Raw genomic sequence first — 16,972 nt, 5'->3', positions numbered from 1 at the left:
CGTCGGCGTCGCGACGACCCGAGGTGCGGTGGGTCCGGTCTGCGCCGCGGTCAGCGGCCCACCCGCCGCGCCGCCGCCTCGACGGCCCGCCGCCGCACGTCGCGCCCGAACCCGCGCGCCCAGCGGCGCTCGGCGGCCAGGCGGGCACGGATCGACAGGTACGGGTCGGCGAGCAGCCACGGGTTCGCCGGGGCCGCGCCGTCCGGCCCGAGCAGGCCGTCGGCCTCCAGCAGCTCGACGGCGCGCGCGGCCATCTCGACCTGGCCCGGCGCGGTCGGGTGAACGACGTCGGGGAGGACCAGGCGGCGGCCGCCCAGGTCCTCGAGGTTCAGCACCAGCGCGCCGTGGACGGCCGCGACCTCGCGGACGACCGCCGACGCGCGGGACGGCTTCGGGGCGCACGACGGGCGCCCGAGGTCGTCCGGCAGGGTGGCGACGACCACGCGGTCGGCGTGCGTCGTCGCGGCGCCGACCAGGGCGTCCATCGTCAGGCGGTAGTCGTCGGCGTCCCACGGGTCGCCGCGGACGTCGTTGACGCCGGCGTAGACGAGCGCCACGTCGTAGCGGCCGCGCATCCGCGGGGCGAGGTCGCGGAGGATCTCGCCCGCCAGCGCGCCGTCGCGGGCGAGCTTGTGGACCGGGACGTCGAACGCCTCGGCGACCCAGGACGCCCACGACTGCATCGCGACGCCCATCAGCGGCTCGCCGGCGCCGACGGTGATCGAGTCGCCCAGCGCGACGACCCCACGGCGGATCGCGGCGCCCTCCGGCGGGACGACGTCCGGGGCCTCGCCCGGCACCTGCGAGAACGGGCTCATCGTCCGGCCCCGACCGTCAGGGCCTTCAGCCGCGCGGCGTGCTCGGCCGTCAGCTGCCCGGGCTCCAGCGCGTAGCCCCAGGACCCGCCCTGCTCGCCCGGGACGTTCATCCGGAACGCGCCGTCCAGGCCCAGGAGGTCCTGGACCTGGAGCATGCAGAGCGACGCCCTCGACGACTGTGCCAGGGCGATCAGCGACCACCACGGCTCGTCCTCGCGGACCCCGGCGGCGTCGATCGCGGCCTCGGTCTCGGCGCGGCGGGCGTCGGGGATCGACTCCCACCAGCCGCGCAGCGTGTCGTTGTCGTGCGTGCCGGTGTAGAGCACCTGGTCCTCGCGGTGGTTCTCGGGGCGGTGGGGGCCGTGCGGGTCGTCCGGGTCGAACGCGAACTGCAGGACGACCATCCCGGGCAGACCCAGGCCGTCGCGCAGGCGCTCGACCGCGGGGGTGATGACACCGAGGTCCTCGGCGATCAGGGGGAGGGGGGACGGGCGCCCGCCGGCGGCGCGGTCGCCGCTGGTCGCGGCTGGGCCGGCGTCACCCGGGGCGGCCTCCGCGTCCGGCCGCAGCTCCTTCGCCGCGGCGTCGAAGACCGCGCGGCCCGGCCCGCGCGCCCAGCGGCCGTACGACGCGTCGGGCGCGTCCTCGGGCACTGCCCAGTAGGACACGAAGCCGCGGAAGTGGTCGATCCGCGCGAGGTCGAAGAGGTCGAACGTCCGGCGGAAGCGCTCGGTCCACCAGCGGTAGCCGCGGCGCTGCAGCGCCGGCCAGTCGTAGACCGGGTTGGCCCAGAACTGGCCCTTGTCGGAGTACGCGTCCGGCGGGGCGCCGGACACGACGCCCTCGCGGAAGAGCTCCGGGTGCGCCCGGTGGTCGGCGCCGTCGGGCGCGACGTAGATCGGCACGTCGCCGATCATCCGCACGCCGCGCTCCGCCGCGTAGGCGCGCAGGGCGGACCACTCGCGCTCGAACCGGACCTGGTCGGCGACCGCGCCGTCGCCGGCGAACGCCTCCCAGTCGGTGACCCAGAACCCGTGGCGGGCGCGGAACCCGGCTTCCTCGTCGGCGCTCACCGGCGCGTCGGGCTCCGCGAGGAACCCGCTCCACGCCGCGAACGCCGACGCCGACTTGTACGGCGAGCGGTACTCGTCGGGCGGGCCGAGCGGCAGCGTCTGCCACCACGACTGCCCGGCGGCCTGCAACCAGTCCACGAACGCGTGGGCCTCCGAGCCCAGACGGCCGCCCGGGAGAGAGGTGAGGTGCAGCTGGATGCCGCTCGATCGCGGTATGGCCATCCGTTTAACGTTTCCTGTCGGCTGCTGCTGGATAGTGGTCCGAACACGTGCCCGGTGCCACATCCTCGCAATCCCCGCCACCCCGCATTCGCATCGAACGTCCGGGTCCGGCCGTCGATGCGGGTGCGTATCCCGTCAAGCGGACGGCCGGTGACACGGTCGACGTCTTCGCGGACGTCTTCCGCGACGGCCACGACGCCCTGCGCGCCGTGGCGCGCTATCGCCCCGAGGGCGAAGGCCCGTGGCGCGAGTCGCCGCTGCGCGCCGTCGACGCCCACGAGCAGGGCGTCCGCTGGGAGGGCGAGCTCGCGCTCGACGACACCCTGGGGATCTGGGAGTGGCACGTCCTGGCCTGGGTCGACCGCTTCGCGACGTGGCGCCACGAGATCGAGCGCAAGCACGCCGCCGGGCAGGACGACCTGTCCGGCGAGCTCTCCGAGGGCGTCCTGATCCTGCAGGACGCCGCCGCACTGGCCGAGAGCGGCGCCCGCCGCCGGATCGAGGAGACCGTCGCCGCGCTCGGCCGCCCCGGCGCCCGGGCGGAGGTCGCGCTGGACCCCGACCTCGCCGCGATCCTCGCCGCGCACCCCGACCGCGCCGAGCAGGCCACGGGTCCCACCCGCCGCATCCAGGTCGACCCGGTCCTCGCCCGCTTCGGCTCCTGGTACGAGCTCTTCCCGCGGTCGTGGGGCGGCCTGCGGGGCACCGCCGAGCAGGTCCCGCGGCTCGCGGAGCTCGGCTTCGACGTGCTCTACCTCCCGCCGATCCACCCGATCGGCCTGAAGAACCGCAAGGGCCGCAACAACACGCTCGTCGCCGGCCCCGACGACCCCGGCAGCCCGTACGCGATCGGCGACGCCTCCGGCGGCCACACGGCCGTGCACCCCGAGCTCGGCACCATCGACGACGTCGACCACCTCGTCTCGGTGCTGCACGAGCACGGGATGGAGCTGGCGCTGGACTTCGCGATCCAGTGCTCCGCCGACCACCCGTGGCTGACCGAGCACCCCGAGTGGTTCAACCGCCGGCCCGACGGCACCCTGAAGTACGCGGAGAACCCGCCGAAGAAGTACCAGGACATCTACAACGTCGACTTCGCCTGCGACGACTGGCAGGGCCTCTGGCAGGCGCTGCTGGACGTCGTCCGCTTCTGGATCGGCCACGGCGTCAAGGTCTTCCGCGTCGACAACCCGCACACGAAGCCGATCCCGTTCTGGACCTGGCTGCTGGACGAGGTCCGCCGGACGGACCCGGATGTCGTCTTCCTCGCCGAGGCCTTCACGCGCCGCCGCGTCATGCAGGCGCTCGCGCAGTCGGGCTACCAGCAGTCCTACACGTACTTCACGTGGAAGAACGCGTCCTGGGAGCTGCGCGAGTACTTCACCGAGCTCGCGCACTCAGGCGAGGAGGAGTACTTCCGTCCCAACGCGTTCGTCAACACGCCGGACATCCTCAGCGAGTATCTGCAGCACGGCGGGCCGAACGCCTTCGCGCCGCGCGCGGTGCTCGCCGCCACGCTGTCGCCCAGCTGGGGCGTCTACTCGGGCTTCGAGAACTTCGAGCACACGCCGGTGAAGCCGCGCAGCGAGGAGTACCTCGACTCCGAGAAGTACGAGGCCCACGACCGCGCGCTCGACGGCCCGCTGCTCCCGCTGATCGGGACGCTGAACCGCGCGCGCCGCGACAACCCCGCGCTGCAGCACCTCGGGGACCTGCGGTTCCTGGACACCCGCAACGAGGCGCTCGTCGCCTACGTCAAGCGCCGAGAGGACAACGTCGTCATCACCGTCGTCAACGTCGACCCGCACAACGCCCAGGAGGGCCTCGTGGAGATCCCGCACGACCTCGGCCTGCCCGGGTCCTACACCGTCACCGACCTCCTGAGCGTCGAGCGCTTCGACTGGCACCAGGGCGGCAACTACGTGCGACTGGTGCCCGGCGAGCGCGCCGCCCACGTGCTGCGGGTGGACACCCGATGAGCGGCGACCTCCCGACCCCCGGCGGCCCGGACGCCACGAGCCTGCCCGAGCCCCGCGACGGCGACGCGACCACCGGCGGCGACACGACGACGCTGCCGACCCCCGGATCCGCCGACCCGTCCGGCGGCGGCCGCGAGGTCGCCGCGCCGAACCACCCGAACTCGTGGTTCGAGAGCGACCCGCTGTGGTTCAAGACCGCCGTCTTCTACGAGATCCACCTGCGCGGCTTCTTCGACGGCAACAACGACGGCTCCGGCGACATCCGCGGGCTGACCGAGAAGCTCGACTACCTGCAGTGGCTCGGCGTCGACTGCATCTGGCTGCTGCCGATGTACGCCTCGCCGCTGAAGGACGGCGGCTACGACATCGCCGACTTCTACGCGGTCCACGAGGACTACGGCACGATCGACGACATCCGGGCGCTGATCGACGCCGCCCACGAGCGCGGCATCCGGATCATCGCGGACCTGGTGATGAACCACACCTCGTCCGACCACGAGTGGTTCCAGCGGGCGCGCAAGGCCCCGAAGGGCTCCCCGGAGCGCGACTGGTACGTCTGGAACGACGACGACCAGCTCTACCACGAGGCCCGGATCATCTTCATCGACACCGAGCCGTCGAACTGGACGTGGGACCCCGTCGCCGGGCAGTACTACTGGCACCGCTTCTTCGCCCACCAGCCGGACCTCAACTACGACAACCCGGCCGTCCAGGAGGCGATGCTGCAGGCGCTGCGCTTCTGGCTCGACCTCGGGCTCGACGGCTTCCGCCTCGACGCCGTGCCGTACCTCTTCGAGCGCCCCGGCACCAACGGCGAGAACCTGCCCGAGACCCACGAGTTCCTCAAGCGCGTCCGCCGCGAGGTCGACGAGGGCTACCAGGACCGCGTGCTGCTGGCCGAGGCCAACCAGTGGCCGGCCGACGTCGTCGAGTACTTCGGCGACGGCGACGAGTGCCACATGGCGTTCCACTTCCCCGTGATGCCGCGCATGTTCATGTCGCTGCGCCGCGAGGACGCGACGCCGATGTACGAGATCCTCGAGCAGACGCCCGACATCCCCGAGAACTGCCAGTGGGGCATCTTCCTCCGCAACCACGACGAGCTGACGCTCGAGATGGTCACGGACGAGGAGCGGGACTACATGTACGGGGAGTACGCGAAGGACCCGCGGATGAAGCTCAACGTCGGCATCCGCCGGCGCCTCGCCCCGCTGCTCGACAACGGCCGCGACGAGATCGAGCTGATGAACGCGATCATGTTCTCGCTCCCGGGCTCGCCGGTCCTCTACTACGGCGACGAGATCGGGATGGGCGACAACGTCTACCTCGGCGACCGCGACGGCGTCCGCACGCCGATGCAGTGGACCGGCGACCGCAACGGCGGCTTCTCGAAGGCCGACTTCGCGCAGCTCTACGCGCCGCCGCTGATGGACCCGGTCTACAGCTACCAGGCGGTCAACGTCGAGGCCCAGCTGCGGACCCCGACGTCGCTGCTGCGCTGGATGAAGCGCTTCATCCAGCTGCGCAAGGAGCACCCGGTCTTCGGCGTCGGCACCTACGAGCCGCTGTCGCCGTCGAACTCGAAGGTCTTCGCGCACGTCCGCCGCTACGAGGACGACGTCGTCCTCTGCGTCCACAACATGGCCCGCAGCGCCCAGGCGGTCGAGCTCGACCTCTCGGCGTTCGAGGGCCGCTGTCCGGAGGAGATGTTCGGTCGGACGCTGTTCCCGCGGATCGGCGAGCTGCCGTACCTGCTGACGCTCGCGCCGCGCGGCTTCTTCTGGTTCCTGCTCCGGGACACCGACGCGGGCCCGCTGCTCGAACCGCTCGAGGCCGGCGCCGACCAGGAGGTCCCGGATGTCGCTTGATCTGTCGGGCCTCGACGAGGCCACTCTCGCCGAGTGGCTCACCGGCCAGCGCTGGTTCGGCGCGAAGTCGCGCGAGTTGGCCCAGGTCCACGTCCTCGACGTCGTCGTCCTGCGCGACGACCCCGCGCTCGGCCTCGCCGTCGCGGTCGTCGAGGCGCGCTTCCCGGGCGGCACGCACGAGCTCTACCAGCTGCCGCTGGCCGTCCGGCCCTCGTCGGAGCGGTGGTCCGTCGCGGTGCTCGAGGAGCTCGACGGCGGGACCGTCTACGATGCGCTCTCGGACCCCGAGGCCGCGGCCCTGATCGCCGGGATGCTGCGCGACCGCGTCGTCGCCGGCGAGGACCCGCGCATCGAGTTCCACTGGGTCGACGCGGTGCTGCCGCCGGCCGAGCAGCCGGTCGTCCGCGCGATGGGCGCCGAGCAGTCCAACTCGTCGGTCGTGATCGACGACGCGCTCGTGATGAAGGCCTTCCGCCGCCTGGAGCCGGGGGAGAACCCCGAGCTCGAGATGACGCGCTTCCTCTCCGCCCGGAGCTTCCCGCACATCGCGGAGCTCGGCGGCTGGTACGCCTATTCCGGCGAGGTCATGGAGGCGACGTTCGGCGTCGTCCAGCGCTTCGTCGAGGGCGGCCGCGACGGGTGGGAGCTCGTCCTGGACCAGCTCGCCGAGGACCCCGACGGCCTGCTGCCGCAGCTCGCGGCGCTCGGCGTCGTCGTCGCCCGGATGCACAACGTGCTGGCGTCGGACCTCAACGACCCGGCGTTCGCGCCGGAGGAGCCGACGGACGAGGCGCTGGCGATCATGACCGCCACGATCGACGAGCAGATCGAGCGGCTGTTCGTCGACCTGCCGGAGGACGACGAGCGGCTCGCCGACATCGTGGGCCGCGGCGAGGAGGCCCGCGACCGGCTGCGCCTCGTGTCGAGCATCGGCGGCGCCGGACGGCTGATCCGCCACCACGGCGACTTCCACCTCGGGCAGACCCTGCGCGTCGCCGACGGCGACGCCGGCCCTTCGTGGATCATCCTCGACTTCGAGGGCGAGCCCGCCCGCGCACTGCTGGACCGCAGGCGCAAGCGCTCGCCCCTGCGCGACGTCGCCGGGCTGCTGCGCTCGCTCGCCTACGCGGTCTCCGCCTGTCGTCTGCAGCGCGGCTTCGAGCCGCCCGCGGACTGGGAGGAGCGCGCCCGCGCCGCCTTCCTCGACGACTACCTCGCCGAGATCGAGCCGTCGCTGATGCCGCCCACGGCGACGGCGACGCGCACGCTGCTCTCGGTGTTGGAGCTCGAGAAGGCCGTCTACGAGCTGCGCTACGAGCTCGACCACCGTCCCGACTGGGTCCCGATCCCGGCCGCCGCCATCGCCCGTCTGCTCGAGGAGCCCATCGCATGAGCCGCAAGGACCATGGCCTGCCGGCCCCCGACGCCGAGGCGCTCCGCCGCGACGTCGACGCGCTGATCGCCCGCGACCTCGCCGACCCGCACCGCCTGCTCGGCGCGCACCCCGCGCCCGGCGGCGTCGTCGTCCGCGCCTGGCGGCCCGACGCCTACGAGGTCGTCGTCCACCCCGAGGGCGGCGAGCCCGTGACCCTGGAGCGGATCCACGACGCCGGCCTCTTCGCGGCGGAGCTCCCGGGCGCCGAGCTGCCGCTGCGCTATCGCTTCGAGGTCGACTACGGCCAGCACGGGACGTTCCCGATCGAGGACCCCTACCGGCACGCGCCGACCGTCGGCGACCTCGACCTGCACCTGATGGGCGAGGGCCGGCACGAGGCGCTCTGGGAGCGCCTCGGCGCCCACGTCCGCGAGCTCGACGGCGAGCGCGGCACGTCGTTCGCCGTCTGGGCGCCCAACGCGCGGTCGGTCTCCGTGGTCGGCGAGTTCGACGGCTGGGACGGCCGGCTGCACCCGATGCGGACGCTCGGCGCGTCCGGCGTCTGGGAGCTCTTCGTCCCGGGCGTCGGCGACGGCCAGCCCTACAAGTACGAGATCCGCACGCAGGACGGGACGCTGAAGCTCAACGCCGACCCGTTCGCGTTCGCCACGCAGGTCCCGCCGGCCACCGACTCCGTCGTCCACGAGTCCCGTCACGCGTGGACCGACGACGCCTGGGTGGAGCGCCGCAACGGCACCGACCACCTGGCCGGCCCGATGTCGGTCTACGAGGTCCACCTGCCGTCCTGGCGCCGCAAGGCCGGCGACGAGCTCCTGAGCTACGCGGAGCTGGCCGACGAGCTCGCGGACTACGCGGTCGAGATGGGCTTCACGCACGTCGAGCTGCTGCCCGTCATGGGCCACCCGTTCCCGGGGTCGTGGGGGTACCAGGTGACCTCGTACTTCGCCCCGACGCCGCGGCACGGCACGCCGGACGACTTCCGCGCGTTCGTCGACCTGCTGCACGGGCGCGGCGTCGGCGTGCTGCTGGACTGGGTCCCGGCGCACTTCCCGCGCGACTCGTGGGCGCTGGCCGAGTTCGACGGCACGGCGCTCTACGAGCACGCCGACCCCCGGCGCGGGTCGCACCCCGACTGGGGCACCCTGATCTTCAACTTCGGCCGCAACGAGGTCCGCAACTTCCTGCTGGCGTCCGCGCAGTTCTGGGTCGAGGAGTTCCACGTCGACGGCCTGCGCGTCGACGCGGTCGCGTCGATGCTCTACCTGGACTACTCCCGCGAGGAGGGCCAGTGGGTGCCCAACGAGCACGGGGGCCGCGAGGACCTCGAGGCCGTCGCGTTCCTCAAGGAGATGAACGAGGTCGTCTACGCGCGGGAGCCCGGGACGATCACCGCGGCCGAGGAGTCGACCTCGTGGCCGGGCGTCTCGCGGCCGACGTACGCCGGTGGCCTGGGCTTCGGCTTCAAGTGGAACATGGGCTGGATGCACGACACGCTGGAGTACTTCAAGCAGGACCCCGTGCACCGCCGCTACCACCACCACGGCCTGACGTTCTCGCTGCACTATGCGTTCTCCGAGAACTTCATCCTCCCGCTCAGCCACGACGAGGTCGTCCACGGCAAGGGCTCCCTGCTTCAGAAGATGCCCGGCGACCGCTGGCAGCAGCTCGCCAACCTCCGGGCGCTCTACGGCTACATGTGGGCGCACCCCGGCAAGAACCTGCTCTTCATGGGCCAGGAGTTCGCGCAGGAGCAGGAGTGGAGCCACGAGCGCTCGCTCGACTGGCACCTGCTGGACGAGCGGCACGACCACGCCACCGCTCCGACGCACTCCGGCGTCCAGGCCGTCGTCCGCGACCTCAACCACGTGATGCGCGAGCACCCGGCGCTGTGGGAGCGCGACACCGACGGCTCCGGCTTCTGGTGGCTGGAGCCCAACGACGCCGAGCACAACGTCGTCGCGTTCGCCCGCGGCGCCGCGTACGACCCCGCCGACCCGGCGACGCTCGAGACCCGCGACCTCGTCGTCTGCGTCGCGAACCTCTCGCCGGTGCCGCGCGAGGGCTACCGCGTCGGGCTGCCGCGGGGCGGCGGCTGGCGCGAGGCGCTGAACACCGACGCCGCGATCTACGGCGGGTCGGGCACCGGCAACGGCGGGCAGGTCCGGCCCGACGACGTCCCCTGGCACGGGCAGCCGTGCTCCGTCGAGCTGACGCTGCCGCCCCTGGGCGTGCTCTGGCTCGTGCCCGAGGCCGACGCCTCGTGAGCGCGCCCGCGGCGGGCCCCTCCACCGGCGGCGGCTATCCGTGGGAGCGCCCGCACGGCGCGACCCCGCAGCGCGACGGCCGCACCGTCTTCCGCGCCTGGGCGCCACGGGCGGGGCGCGTCGAGCTCGAGCTCGACGGCGACGTCGTCCCGATGCAGGACGCGGGCTTCGGGGTCCACGAGGCGACGGTCGCGGCCGCTCACGGCGCGGACTATCGCTTCGTCCTGGACGGCGACCCGCTGCCCGATCCCTCGTCGCGCTGGCAGCCCGAGGGACTGCGCGGCCCCTCGCGGGTCGTCGACCCGGCCACGTTCACGTGGACCGACGACGACTGGCGCGGCGTCGACCGCTCCGCCTCGGTCCTCTACGAGCTGCACGTCGGCACGTTCACGCCCGAGGGGACGTTCGACGCCGCGATCGAGCATCTCCCCGGCCTGGCGGAGCTCGGCGTCACCGCGATCGAGCTGATGCCGGTCGCCGAGTTCCCCGGCGCCCGTGGCTGGGGCTACGACGGCGTCTTCCTCTCCGCCGCGCAGTCCAGCTACGGCGGGCCCGAGGGCCTCGCCCGCCTCGTCGACGCCGCGCACGCCGCCGGCCTCGGCGTGCTGCTGGACGTCGTCTACAACCACCTGGGCGCGTCCGGGGTCCAGGCGATCGAGGCGTTCGGCCCGTACCTGACGGAGAAGCACGACACCTTCTGGGGCAAGGCCGTCAACTACGACGACGAGGACTGCGACCCCGTCCGCGAGTGGGTGCTGCAGAGCGCCGAGGGCTGGATCCGCGACTTCCACCTGGACGGCCTGCGCCTGGACGCGATCCACGCGATCTCGGACGACTCGGCCCGGCCGATCGTCGGCGAGATCGCCGCCCGCGCCCGCGCCGCCGGCCGGCCCCCGGAGCCCGCTGGCCCGGGCACGCCGGGTCGCGAGGTGATGGTGGTCGCCGAGAGCGGCCTGAACGACCCGCGCGTGATCCGCCCGCGCTCCGAGGGCGGGCTCGGCTGCGACGGCGTCTGGGCCGACGACTTCCACCACGCCGTCCGCGTGCTGCTGACGGGGGAGAAGGAGGGCTACTACGCCGAGTTCGGCGCGGTCGCCGATCTCGCCAAGGCGTTCCGCCGGCCGGTTCTGCCCGACGGCACGTACTCGACGTCCCGCCGCCGGCGCTTCGGTGCGCCCCACGACGACCGGCCCGTCGAGCAGTTCGTCGTCTTCTGCATGAACCACGACCAGGTCGGCAACCGCGCCGTCGGCGACCGCCTGCCGCGCGAGGTCCGCCCGCTCGCGGCGTTCCTCTACCTGCTCTCGCCGTTCACGCCGATGCTCTTCCAGGGGGAGGAGTACGGCGAGGACGCCCCGTTCCTGTTCTTCACCGACCACATCGACGAGGAGATCGCCGTCGCCACCCGTGAAGGCCGCCGCCGGGAGTTCGCCGCGTTCGCGGCGTTCGCCGGCGAGGAGGTCCCCGACCCGCAGGCCCCCGAGACCTTCGAGCGCTCGAAGCTGACGCGCCGGGAGGACCCGGAGCTGGCGCAGCTGTATCGCGACCTGCTGCGGGTCCGGCGGACGCTGCCGACCGGCGACGCGGGCCTCGTGGAGTTCGACGAGGAGGCCGGGATCCTCCGCGTGGAGCGCGGATCGCACGTCCTCGTCGCGAACTTCGGGGACGCCTCGTCGCTGGTCGCCGCGGACGGCGTCGACGTCGTGCTGGCGACCCCGGGGGGCGCCCGGCCCGCCGAGGGGGGCGTTCTGATCGCCGCCCGCGCCGGGATACTCCTCGGATGAGCGTCACCGTCTGGCCCGGCCGACCGTTCCCGCTCGGAGCCACCTGGAGCGGCGACGGGGTCAACTTCTCCCTCTACTCGATGAACGCCGAGCGCGTGGAGCTCTGCCTCTTCGACGACGAGGGCACGGAGACGCGCGTCCCGGTCGAGCAACGCACCGCGCACCAGTGGCACTGCTTCCTCCCGGACGCGCGTCCCGGCGACCGCTACGGCTACCGCGTCTTCGGACCGTACGACCCGGAGAGCGGCCACCGCTTCAACCCGGCGAAGCTCCTGATCGACCCGTACGCGAAGGCGATCGAGGGCGCCGTGGACTGGGACGCCGCCAACACCCTGCCGTACGTCCCCGGCGGCGCGGACACGCCCGACGACGCCGACCTCGAGATCGACGACGACGACTCCGCCCCGGCGATCCCGAAGTCCGTCGTCGTCGACGAGTGGTTCGACTGGGAGGGCGACGTGCGGCCCGAGCGGCCGTGGAACGAGACCGTCATCTACGAGACGCACGTCAAGGGCTTCACGAAGTCCCACCCGGACGTCCGCGAGGACCTGCGCGGCACCTACGCCGGGCTGGCGTCCGACGCGGCGCTCGGGTACCTGAAGGACCTCGGCGTCACGGCCGTGGAGCTCCTGCCCGTCCACCACATCGCGGACGAGTCGTTCCTCCACGACATGGGCCTCAGCAACTACTGGGGCTACGCGTCGATCGGCTACCTCGCGCCGCACGCCGGGTACTCGGCCAGCGGCACCCGGGGCGAGCAGGTCGCCGAGTTCAAGGGCATGGTCAAGGCGCTGCACAAGGCGGGCATCGAGGTGATCCTCGACGTCGTCTACAACCACACCGCCGAGGGCAACCACCTCGGGCCGATGCTCTCGATGAAGGGCGTCGACAACAAGACGTACTACCGCCTCGTCCCCGACGACCTGCACCACTACATGGACTACACGGGCACGGGCAACACGCTCGACGCCCGCCAGCCCGCCGTGCTGCGGATGATCATGGACTCGCTGCGGTACTTCGTCATCGAGTGCCACGTCGACGGCTTCCGCTTCGACCTCGCCTCGGCCCTGGCGCGCGAGCTCTACGACGTCGACCGCCTCTCGGCGTTCTTCGACACGATCCACCAGGACCCGGTCCTGTCGCAGGTCAAGCTCATCGCGGAGCCGTGGGACGTCGGCCCCGGCGGCTACCAGGTGGGCAACTTCCCGGTCCTCTGGAGCGAGTGGAACGGCATCTACCGCGACCAGATCCGCGACTTCTGGCGCGGCCAGGCCGGCGCGGCGGACTTCGCCGACCGCTTCTCGGGCTCCGCGGACCTCTACGAGGACGACGGCCGCGATCCGTTCGCGTCGATCAACTTCATCACCGCCCACGACGGCTTCACGCTGCGCGACCTCGTCACCTACAACGAGAAGCACAACGAGGCCAACCAGGAGGGCAACCGCGACGGCACCGACGACAACCGCTCCTGGAACTGCGGCGTCGAGGGCGAGTCCGACGACCCGGCGATCAACAAGCTCCGCCGGCGCCAGCAGCGCAACATGCTGACGACGCTGATCCTGTCGCAGGGCACGCCGATGCTGCTCGGCGGCGACGAGATCGGTCGCACGCAGCACGGCAGCAACAACGCGTGGTGCCAGGACAACGAGATCTCCTGGTACTCGTGGTCGCCGGAGGTCAAGCAGGTCGAGCAGCTCGAGTTCACGCGCCGGCTGATCCAGCTGCGCAAGGACCACCCGGTGTTCCGCCGCCAGGAGTTCCTCCGCGGCCGCGACCCCGAGGGCGACAACCTGCCCGACGTCTGGTGGTTCCGCCCCGACGGTCACCGGATGACCAAGCGCGAGTGGGACGACCCGTCGTTCCACGTGCTCGGCGTCTTCCTCAACGGCGAGGCGATTGCGGACCGCACGCTGCGCGGCGAGCCGCTGCAGGACGACTCGTTCGTGCTGCTGATCAACGCGCACCACGAGGACGCGACGTTCACGCTGCCGTCCGCCGCCTACGGCGAGGGCTGGGAGCTCGAGCTCTGCACGTTCGAGCCGACCGCCACCGCGGGCGAGACGCCGCACGAGCCGCGTGGCGAGGTCGTCGTCCGCAGCCGGTCGATCACGATCCTCAAGCGCACCGCGTGAGCGTCCCGAGCGCCACCTACCGGCTGCAGCTCGGTCCGGACCTCGACTTCGCGGCGGTCCGGGCGCTCGTCCCGTATCTGCGCGACCTCGGGATCTCGCACCTGTACCTGTCGCCGTCCCTGACGGCGCGCAGCGGATCCACGCACGGCTACGACGTCGTCGACCCGACGACGGTCAGCGCGGCGCTCGGCGGCGAGGAGGGCCTGCGTGCCCTGGCCGCGGAGGGCCTGCGGATCGTCCTGGACGTCGTCCCCAACCACATGGGCGTCGGCGACGAGAACCGCTGGTGGTCGGACGAGACCGAGCGCGCCCGCGTCTTCGACTACGACCCGCAGGACGGCTGGTACCGCCGGTTCTTCGACATCGACGACCTCGCGGGCGTCCGCGTCGAGGACCCGGAGGTCTTCGCGCTCACCCACGACAAGGTCCTGGAGCTCGTGCGCGACGGCGTCGTCGACGGCCTGCGGATCGACCATCCCGACGGCCTCGCCGACCCGGCCGGCTACCTGCGCCGCCTGGCCGACGCGGGGGTGCGCCACGTCTGGGTCGAGAAGATCCTGAGTGCCCAGCACCCCGTCGAGGAGCTGCCCGACTGGCCCGTCGAGGGGACCGTCGGGTACGAGTTCCTCGGCGACGCGACCGCGCTCTTCGTGGACCCCGCCGGCGAGGACGTCCTGACCGCGCTGTTCGTCGAGCTGACGGGCGAGTCCCGGACGTTCCCCGAGATCGCGCTGGAGACCCAGAGGGTCCAGGCGACGACGACGTTCGCCCGCGAGGTCCGTCGGCTGGAGACCCTGCACGACCTGCCGGGGATCGCCGACGCGCTGGCGACCCTGCCGGTCTACCGCACCTACGCCGACCCGGCGGCCGGTCCGTCGTCCGTGTCCGCCGCCGATCGCGCGGCGATCGCCGCGTCGGGTGCGCCGGAGGAGCTCCAGCGCGTCCTGCGCCTGGAGGAGCCCGGCCACGACGCGTTCGTCACGAAGTTCCAGCAGACCTCGCCGCCGGTCACGGCCAAGGGCGTCGAGGACACCGCCTTCTACCGCTACGTCCGGCTGCTGGCGCTCAACGAGGTCGGCCACGAGCCCGACCGCTTCACCCTGTCGGTCGACGCGTTCCACGCCCGCAACGCCGCCCGCGCGCAGCGGACCCCGCACGGCCTGCTGTCGACGCAGACCCACGACACGAAGCGCTCCGGCGACGTCCGCGCCCGCATCGGCGCGCTCGCGTCGATCGCGGACGAGTGGGCCGCCGGCGTGCGGCGGTGGCACGCGCTGACCTCCGACCTGCGGACGGCCGGCGCCCCCGACGGCGCCGAGGAGCTGACGATCTACCAGACGCTCGTCGGCGCCTGGCCGCTGACGCCCGAGCGCCTCGAGGGCTTCCTGACCAAGGCACTGCGCGAGGCCAAGGTCCACACGACGTGGGCGGAGCCGGACGAGCAGCACGAGGCCGCCGTCATCGGGTTCGCCACGGCGCTGCTGACGCACGAGGCGTTCCTCGCGGACTTCCTCCCGCTCGCGGCCCGCGTCGCGACGGCCGGACGCCGCTCGTCGCTGGCCCAGACGCTGCTGAAGCTCACGGTCCCGGGCGTCCCCGACGTCTATCAGGGCGACGAGCTCGAGACCCTGAGCCTCGTCGACCCCGACAACCGCCGCCCGGTCGACTGGGAGCGCCGTTCGCGGTTGCTCGCGGAGGTCGGGGCGGAGACGGGCGCCGGCGGGCTCCCGGTCGACGGCGACGAGCCGGACCGACCTGGCGTCGCGTCCGCGGACGGTCCGCCGAGCGTCGAGCGATCCGCCGCCGACGACCGCGACGCGCTGAGCGCCGGCGCGGGGGAGACCTTCGACCGGGCGAAGCTCCGGGTCGTGTCCCGTGCGCTGGCCCTCCGCGGCCGCCGCCCGGACGCGTTCGGGTCCGGTGCCTACGCGCCCCTGCGAACCGGCCCGGGCGTCTGCGCCTTCGCGCGCGGCGCCGACGTCCTCGTGGTCGTCCGGGTGACGGACGGTCCGGACGCGCCGCTCGTCGTCCCGGAGGAGCTGGCCGGGACCTGGCGCCACGTGCTGCGCCCGGGGTCCGTCCGCCTCGACGCGGGTGACGCGGACGTGGCCGGCGTCGTCGACGGCTCCGGCCTGGCGCTGCTCGAGCGGGACCCCGACGGCCGGTGAGCGCGCCCTCGGTCCTCACGCTCTCCTGGGAGTACCCGCCCGTCGTCGAGGGCGGCCTCGCGCGCCACGTCGCCGGGCTCTCCGCCGGGCTGGTCCGCCGTGGCGCCGACGTGCGGGTCCTGACCCGCGGCGCCGACGCCGTCCCCGCGCACACCGAGGACGACGGCGTCGTCGTCCAGCGCGTGCAGCGCAGCTCCCCGCCCGCCGGCCTGGACGCGTTCCTCGCCTGGGTCGATGAGCTCGGGGACGACCTGCTCGCCGCGGGCACGGCCGCCGCCGAGGTCCAGCGCCCGGACGTCGTGCACGGCCACGACTGGCTCGTCGCCGCGCCCGCCGCGGCGCTGGCCGACGCCCTGGGGGTCCCCTACGTCACGACCGTGCACGCCACCGAGCACGGCCGCCACCAGGGCTGGGTCCAGAAGCACCCGCAGTCGCACGTCCACGGCGTGGAGGCCGCGATGATGGCCCGCGCCGACGCCGTCCTCGTCTGCTCGGCGTTCATGCGCCGGCACGTGCTCGACGTCTTCGCGACCGATCCCGACGACGTCGTGGTCGTCCGCAACGGCATCGATCCGGTCGCCCCGGTCGACGACGCCCGCGTCGCCGCGCTGCGCGCCGCGCTCGCGCCCGGCGGCGAGGCGCTCGTCCTGCTCGCCGGCCGCCTCGTCTACGAGAAGGGCTTCCAGGTCGCCCTGGAGGCGTTCGACCGGGTCGCGCGGTCGACCGCCCCGGCCGCGCCGCCGGCCCGCCTGGTCGTCGCGGGCTCCGGACCGCACGAGGCCGAGCTCCACGCCCAGGCGGAGGCGATCGGGCTCGGCGAGCGGATCCGCTTCCTCGGCTGGACCGACGACGCGACGCTGCCGGCGCTGTACCGCGCGGCCGACGTCTGCCTCGTCCCGTCGCTCTACGAGCCGTTCGGCCTCGTCGCGCTCGAGGCCATGCGCGGCGGCTGCGCCGTCGTCGCCGCGGCCACGGGCGGCCTGCGCGAGGTCGTCCCGGAGGGCACGGGCGTCCGCGTCCCGCCGGACGACGTCCGCGCCCTGGCCGCGGCCCTGCGCCGCCTGCTCGACGACCCGGCGCTCCGCCGCCGCCTGGTCACCGCGGGCGCGGCCCATGCCGCCCGCTTCTCCTGGGACGACGCTGCGGCTCGCTGCCTCGACGTCTACGCGGGACTCGGCGTCCGGGTCTGACGGGCGGACCCGGTCGCGGGCCGCCGGTGCCGCCGTGCCTGGGCCGCCGGCGCGGTCGCGCCCGACCCGCCGGCCGTG

Annotated in this window: 10 protein-coding genes; 8 read left to right on the top strand and 2 right to left on the bottom strand. The window is 73.3% G+C overall.

Annotated elements, in window-relative coordinates:
* Positions 1–50: 50 nt before the first annotated feature.
* Positions 51–818 carry a GDSL-type esterase/lipase family protein gene (locus AB0L40_RS08260; protein ID WP_364351967.1) on the bottom strand — a complete coding sequence of 256 codons (768 nt, stop codon included), beginning with the start codon at positions 816–818 and terminating at the stop codon, positions 51–53.
* The gene (locus tag AB0L40_RS08255) at positions 815–2,113 is read right to left on the bottom strand and encodes a 4-alpha-glucanotransferase (protein ID WP_364351964.1); all 1,299 of its coding nucleotides are present in this window, start codon (positions 2,111–2,113) and stop codon (positions 815–817) included. Before AB0L40_RS08255 ends, AB0L40_RS08260 begins: the two co-directional genes overlap by 4 nt.
* Positions 2,114–2,160: 47 nt before the next feature.
* On the opposite strand from AB0L40_RS08255, the gene AB0L40_RS08250 reads away from it, so the two are divergent.
* Genes AB0L40_RS08250 through AB0L40_RS08215 form a run of 8 tightly spaced genes read left to right on the top strand, consistent with a single transcriptional unit; the run spans position 2,161 to position 16,894 of the window.
* On the top strand, positions 2,161–4,092 hold the full coding sequence (locus tag AB0L40_RS08250; RefSeq protein WP_364351961.1) for an alpha-1,4-glucan--maltose-1-phosphate maltosyltransferase: 1,932 nt from the start codon (positions 2,161–2,163) through the stop codon (positions 4,090–4,092).
* Positions 4,089–5,960, top strand: coding sequence for a maltose alpha-D-glucosyltransferase (gene treS, locus AB0L40_RS08245; RefSeq protein WP_364351958.1), 1,872 nt, complete (start codon positions 4,089–4,091; stop codon positions 5,958–5,960). Before AB0L40_RS08250 ends, treS begins: the two co-directional genes overlap by 4 nt.
* Positions 5,950–7,353 carry a hypothetical protein gene (locus tag AB0L40_RS08240; protein WP_364351955.1) on the top strand — a complete coding sequence of 468 codons (1,404 nt, stop codon included), beginning with the start codon at positions 5,950–5,952 and terminating at the stop codon, positions 7,351–7,353. Before treS ends, AB0L40_RS08240 begins: the two co-directional genes overlap by 11 nt.
* A complete protein-coding gene (gene glgB / locus AB0L40_RS08235; protein ID WP_364351952.1) occupies positions 7,350–9,620 on the top strand; it encodes a 1,4-alpha-glucan branching protein GlgB in 2,271 nt (756 codons plus the stop codon). Before AB0L40_RS08240 ends, glgB begins: the two co-directional genes overlap by 4 nt.
* Entirely contained in the window at positions 9,617–11,404 is a 1,788-nt protein-coding gene (gene treZ, locus AB0L40_RS08230; protein WP_364351949.1) for a malto-oligosyltrehalose trehalohydrolase, read from the top strand. Before glgB ends, treZ begins: the two co-directional genes overlap by 4 nt.
* Positions 11,401–13,536 carry a glycogen debranching protein GlgX gene (glgX, locus tag AB0L40_RS08225; RefSeq protein WP_364351946.1) on the top strand — a complete coding sequence of 712 codons (2,136 nt, stop codon included), beginning with the start codon at positions 11,401–11,403 and terminating at the stop codon, positions 13,534–13,536. The genes treZ and glgX overlap by 4 nt, the downstream gene beginning before the upstream one ends.
* A complete protein-coding gene (treY, locus tag AB0L40_RS08220) occupies positions 13,533–15,704 on the top strand; it encodes a malto-oligosyltrehalose synthase (RefSeq protein WP_364351943.1) in 2,172 nt (723 codons plus the stop codon). The genes glgX and treY overlap by 4 nt, the downstream gene beginning before the upstream one ends.
* On the top strand, positions 15,701–16,894 hold the full coding sequence (locus AB0L40_RS08215; RefSeq protein WP_364351940.1) for a glycosyltransferase family 4 protein: 1,194 nt from the start codon (positions 15,701–15,703) through the stop codon (positions 16,892–16,894). The genes treY and AB0L40_RS08215 overlap by 4 nt, the downstream gene beginning before the upstream one ends.
* The last annotated feature ends 78 nt before the right edge of the window (positions 16,895–16,972 follow it).

This window comes from Patulibacter sp. NPDC049589 (assembly GCF_040675535.1).
GTDB lineage: Bacteria > Actinomycetota > Thermoleophilia > Solirubrobacterales > Solirubrobacteraceae > Patulibacter.
The sequence above is the reverse complement of the archived record's forward strand: the minus strand, read 5'-3'. Positions and strand labels throughout refer to the sequence as shown.

Coding starts and splice junctions, on each gene's coding strand:
- AB0L40_RS08240 (WP_364351955.1), top strand. CDS start 5,950: ATGTCGCTTGATCTGTCGGGCCTCGACGAGGCCACTCTCGCCGAGTGG.
- treS (WP_364351958.1), top strand. CDS start 4,089: ATGAGCGGCGACCTCCCGACCCCCGGCGGCCCGGACGCCACGAGCCTG.
- glgX (WP_364351946.1), top strand. CDS start 11,401: ATGAGCGTCACCGTCTGGCCCGGCCGACCGTTCCCGCTCGGAGCCACC.
- glgB (WP_364351952.1), top strand. CDS start 7,350: ATGAGCCGCAAGGACCATGGCCTGCCGGCCCCCGACGCCGAGGCGCTC.
- AB0L40_RS08255 (WP_364351964.1), bottom strand. CDS start 2,113: ATGGCCATACCGCGATCGAGCGGCATCCAGCTGCACCTCACCTCTCTC.
- AB0L40_RS08260 (WP_364351967.1), bottom strand. CDS start 818: ATGAGCCCGTTCTCGCAGGTGCCGGGCGAGGCCCCGGACGTCGTCCCG.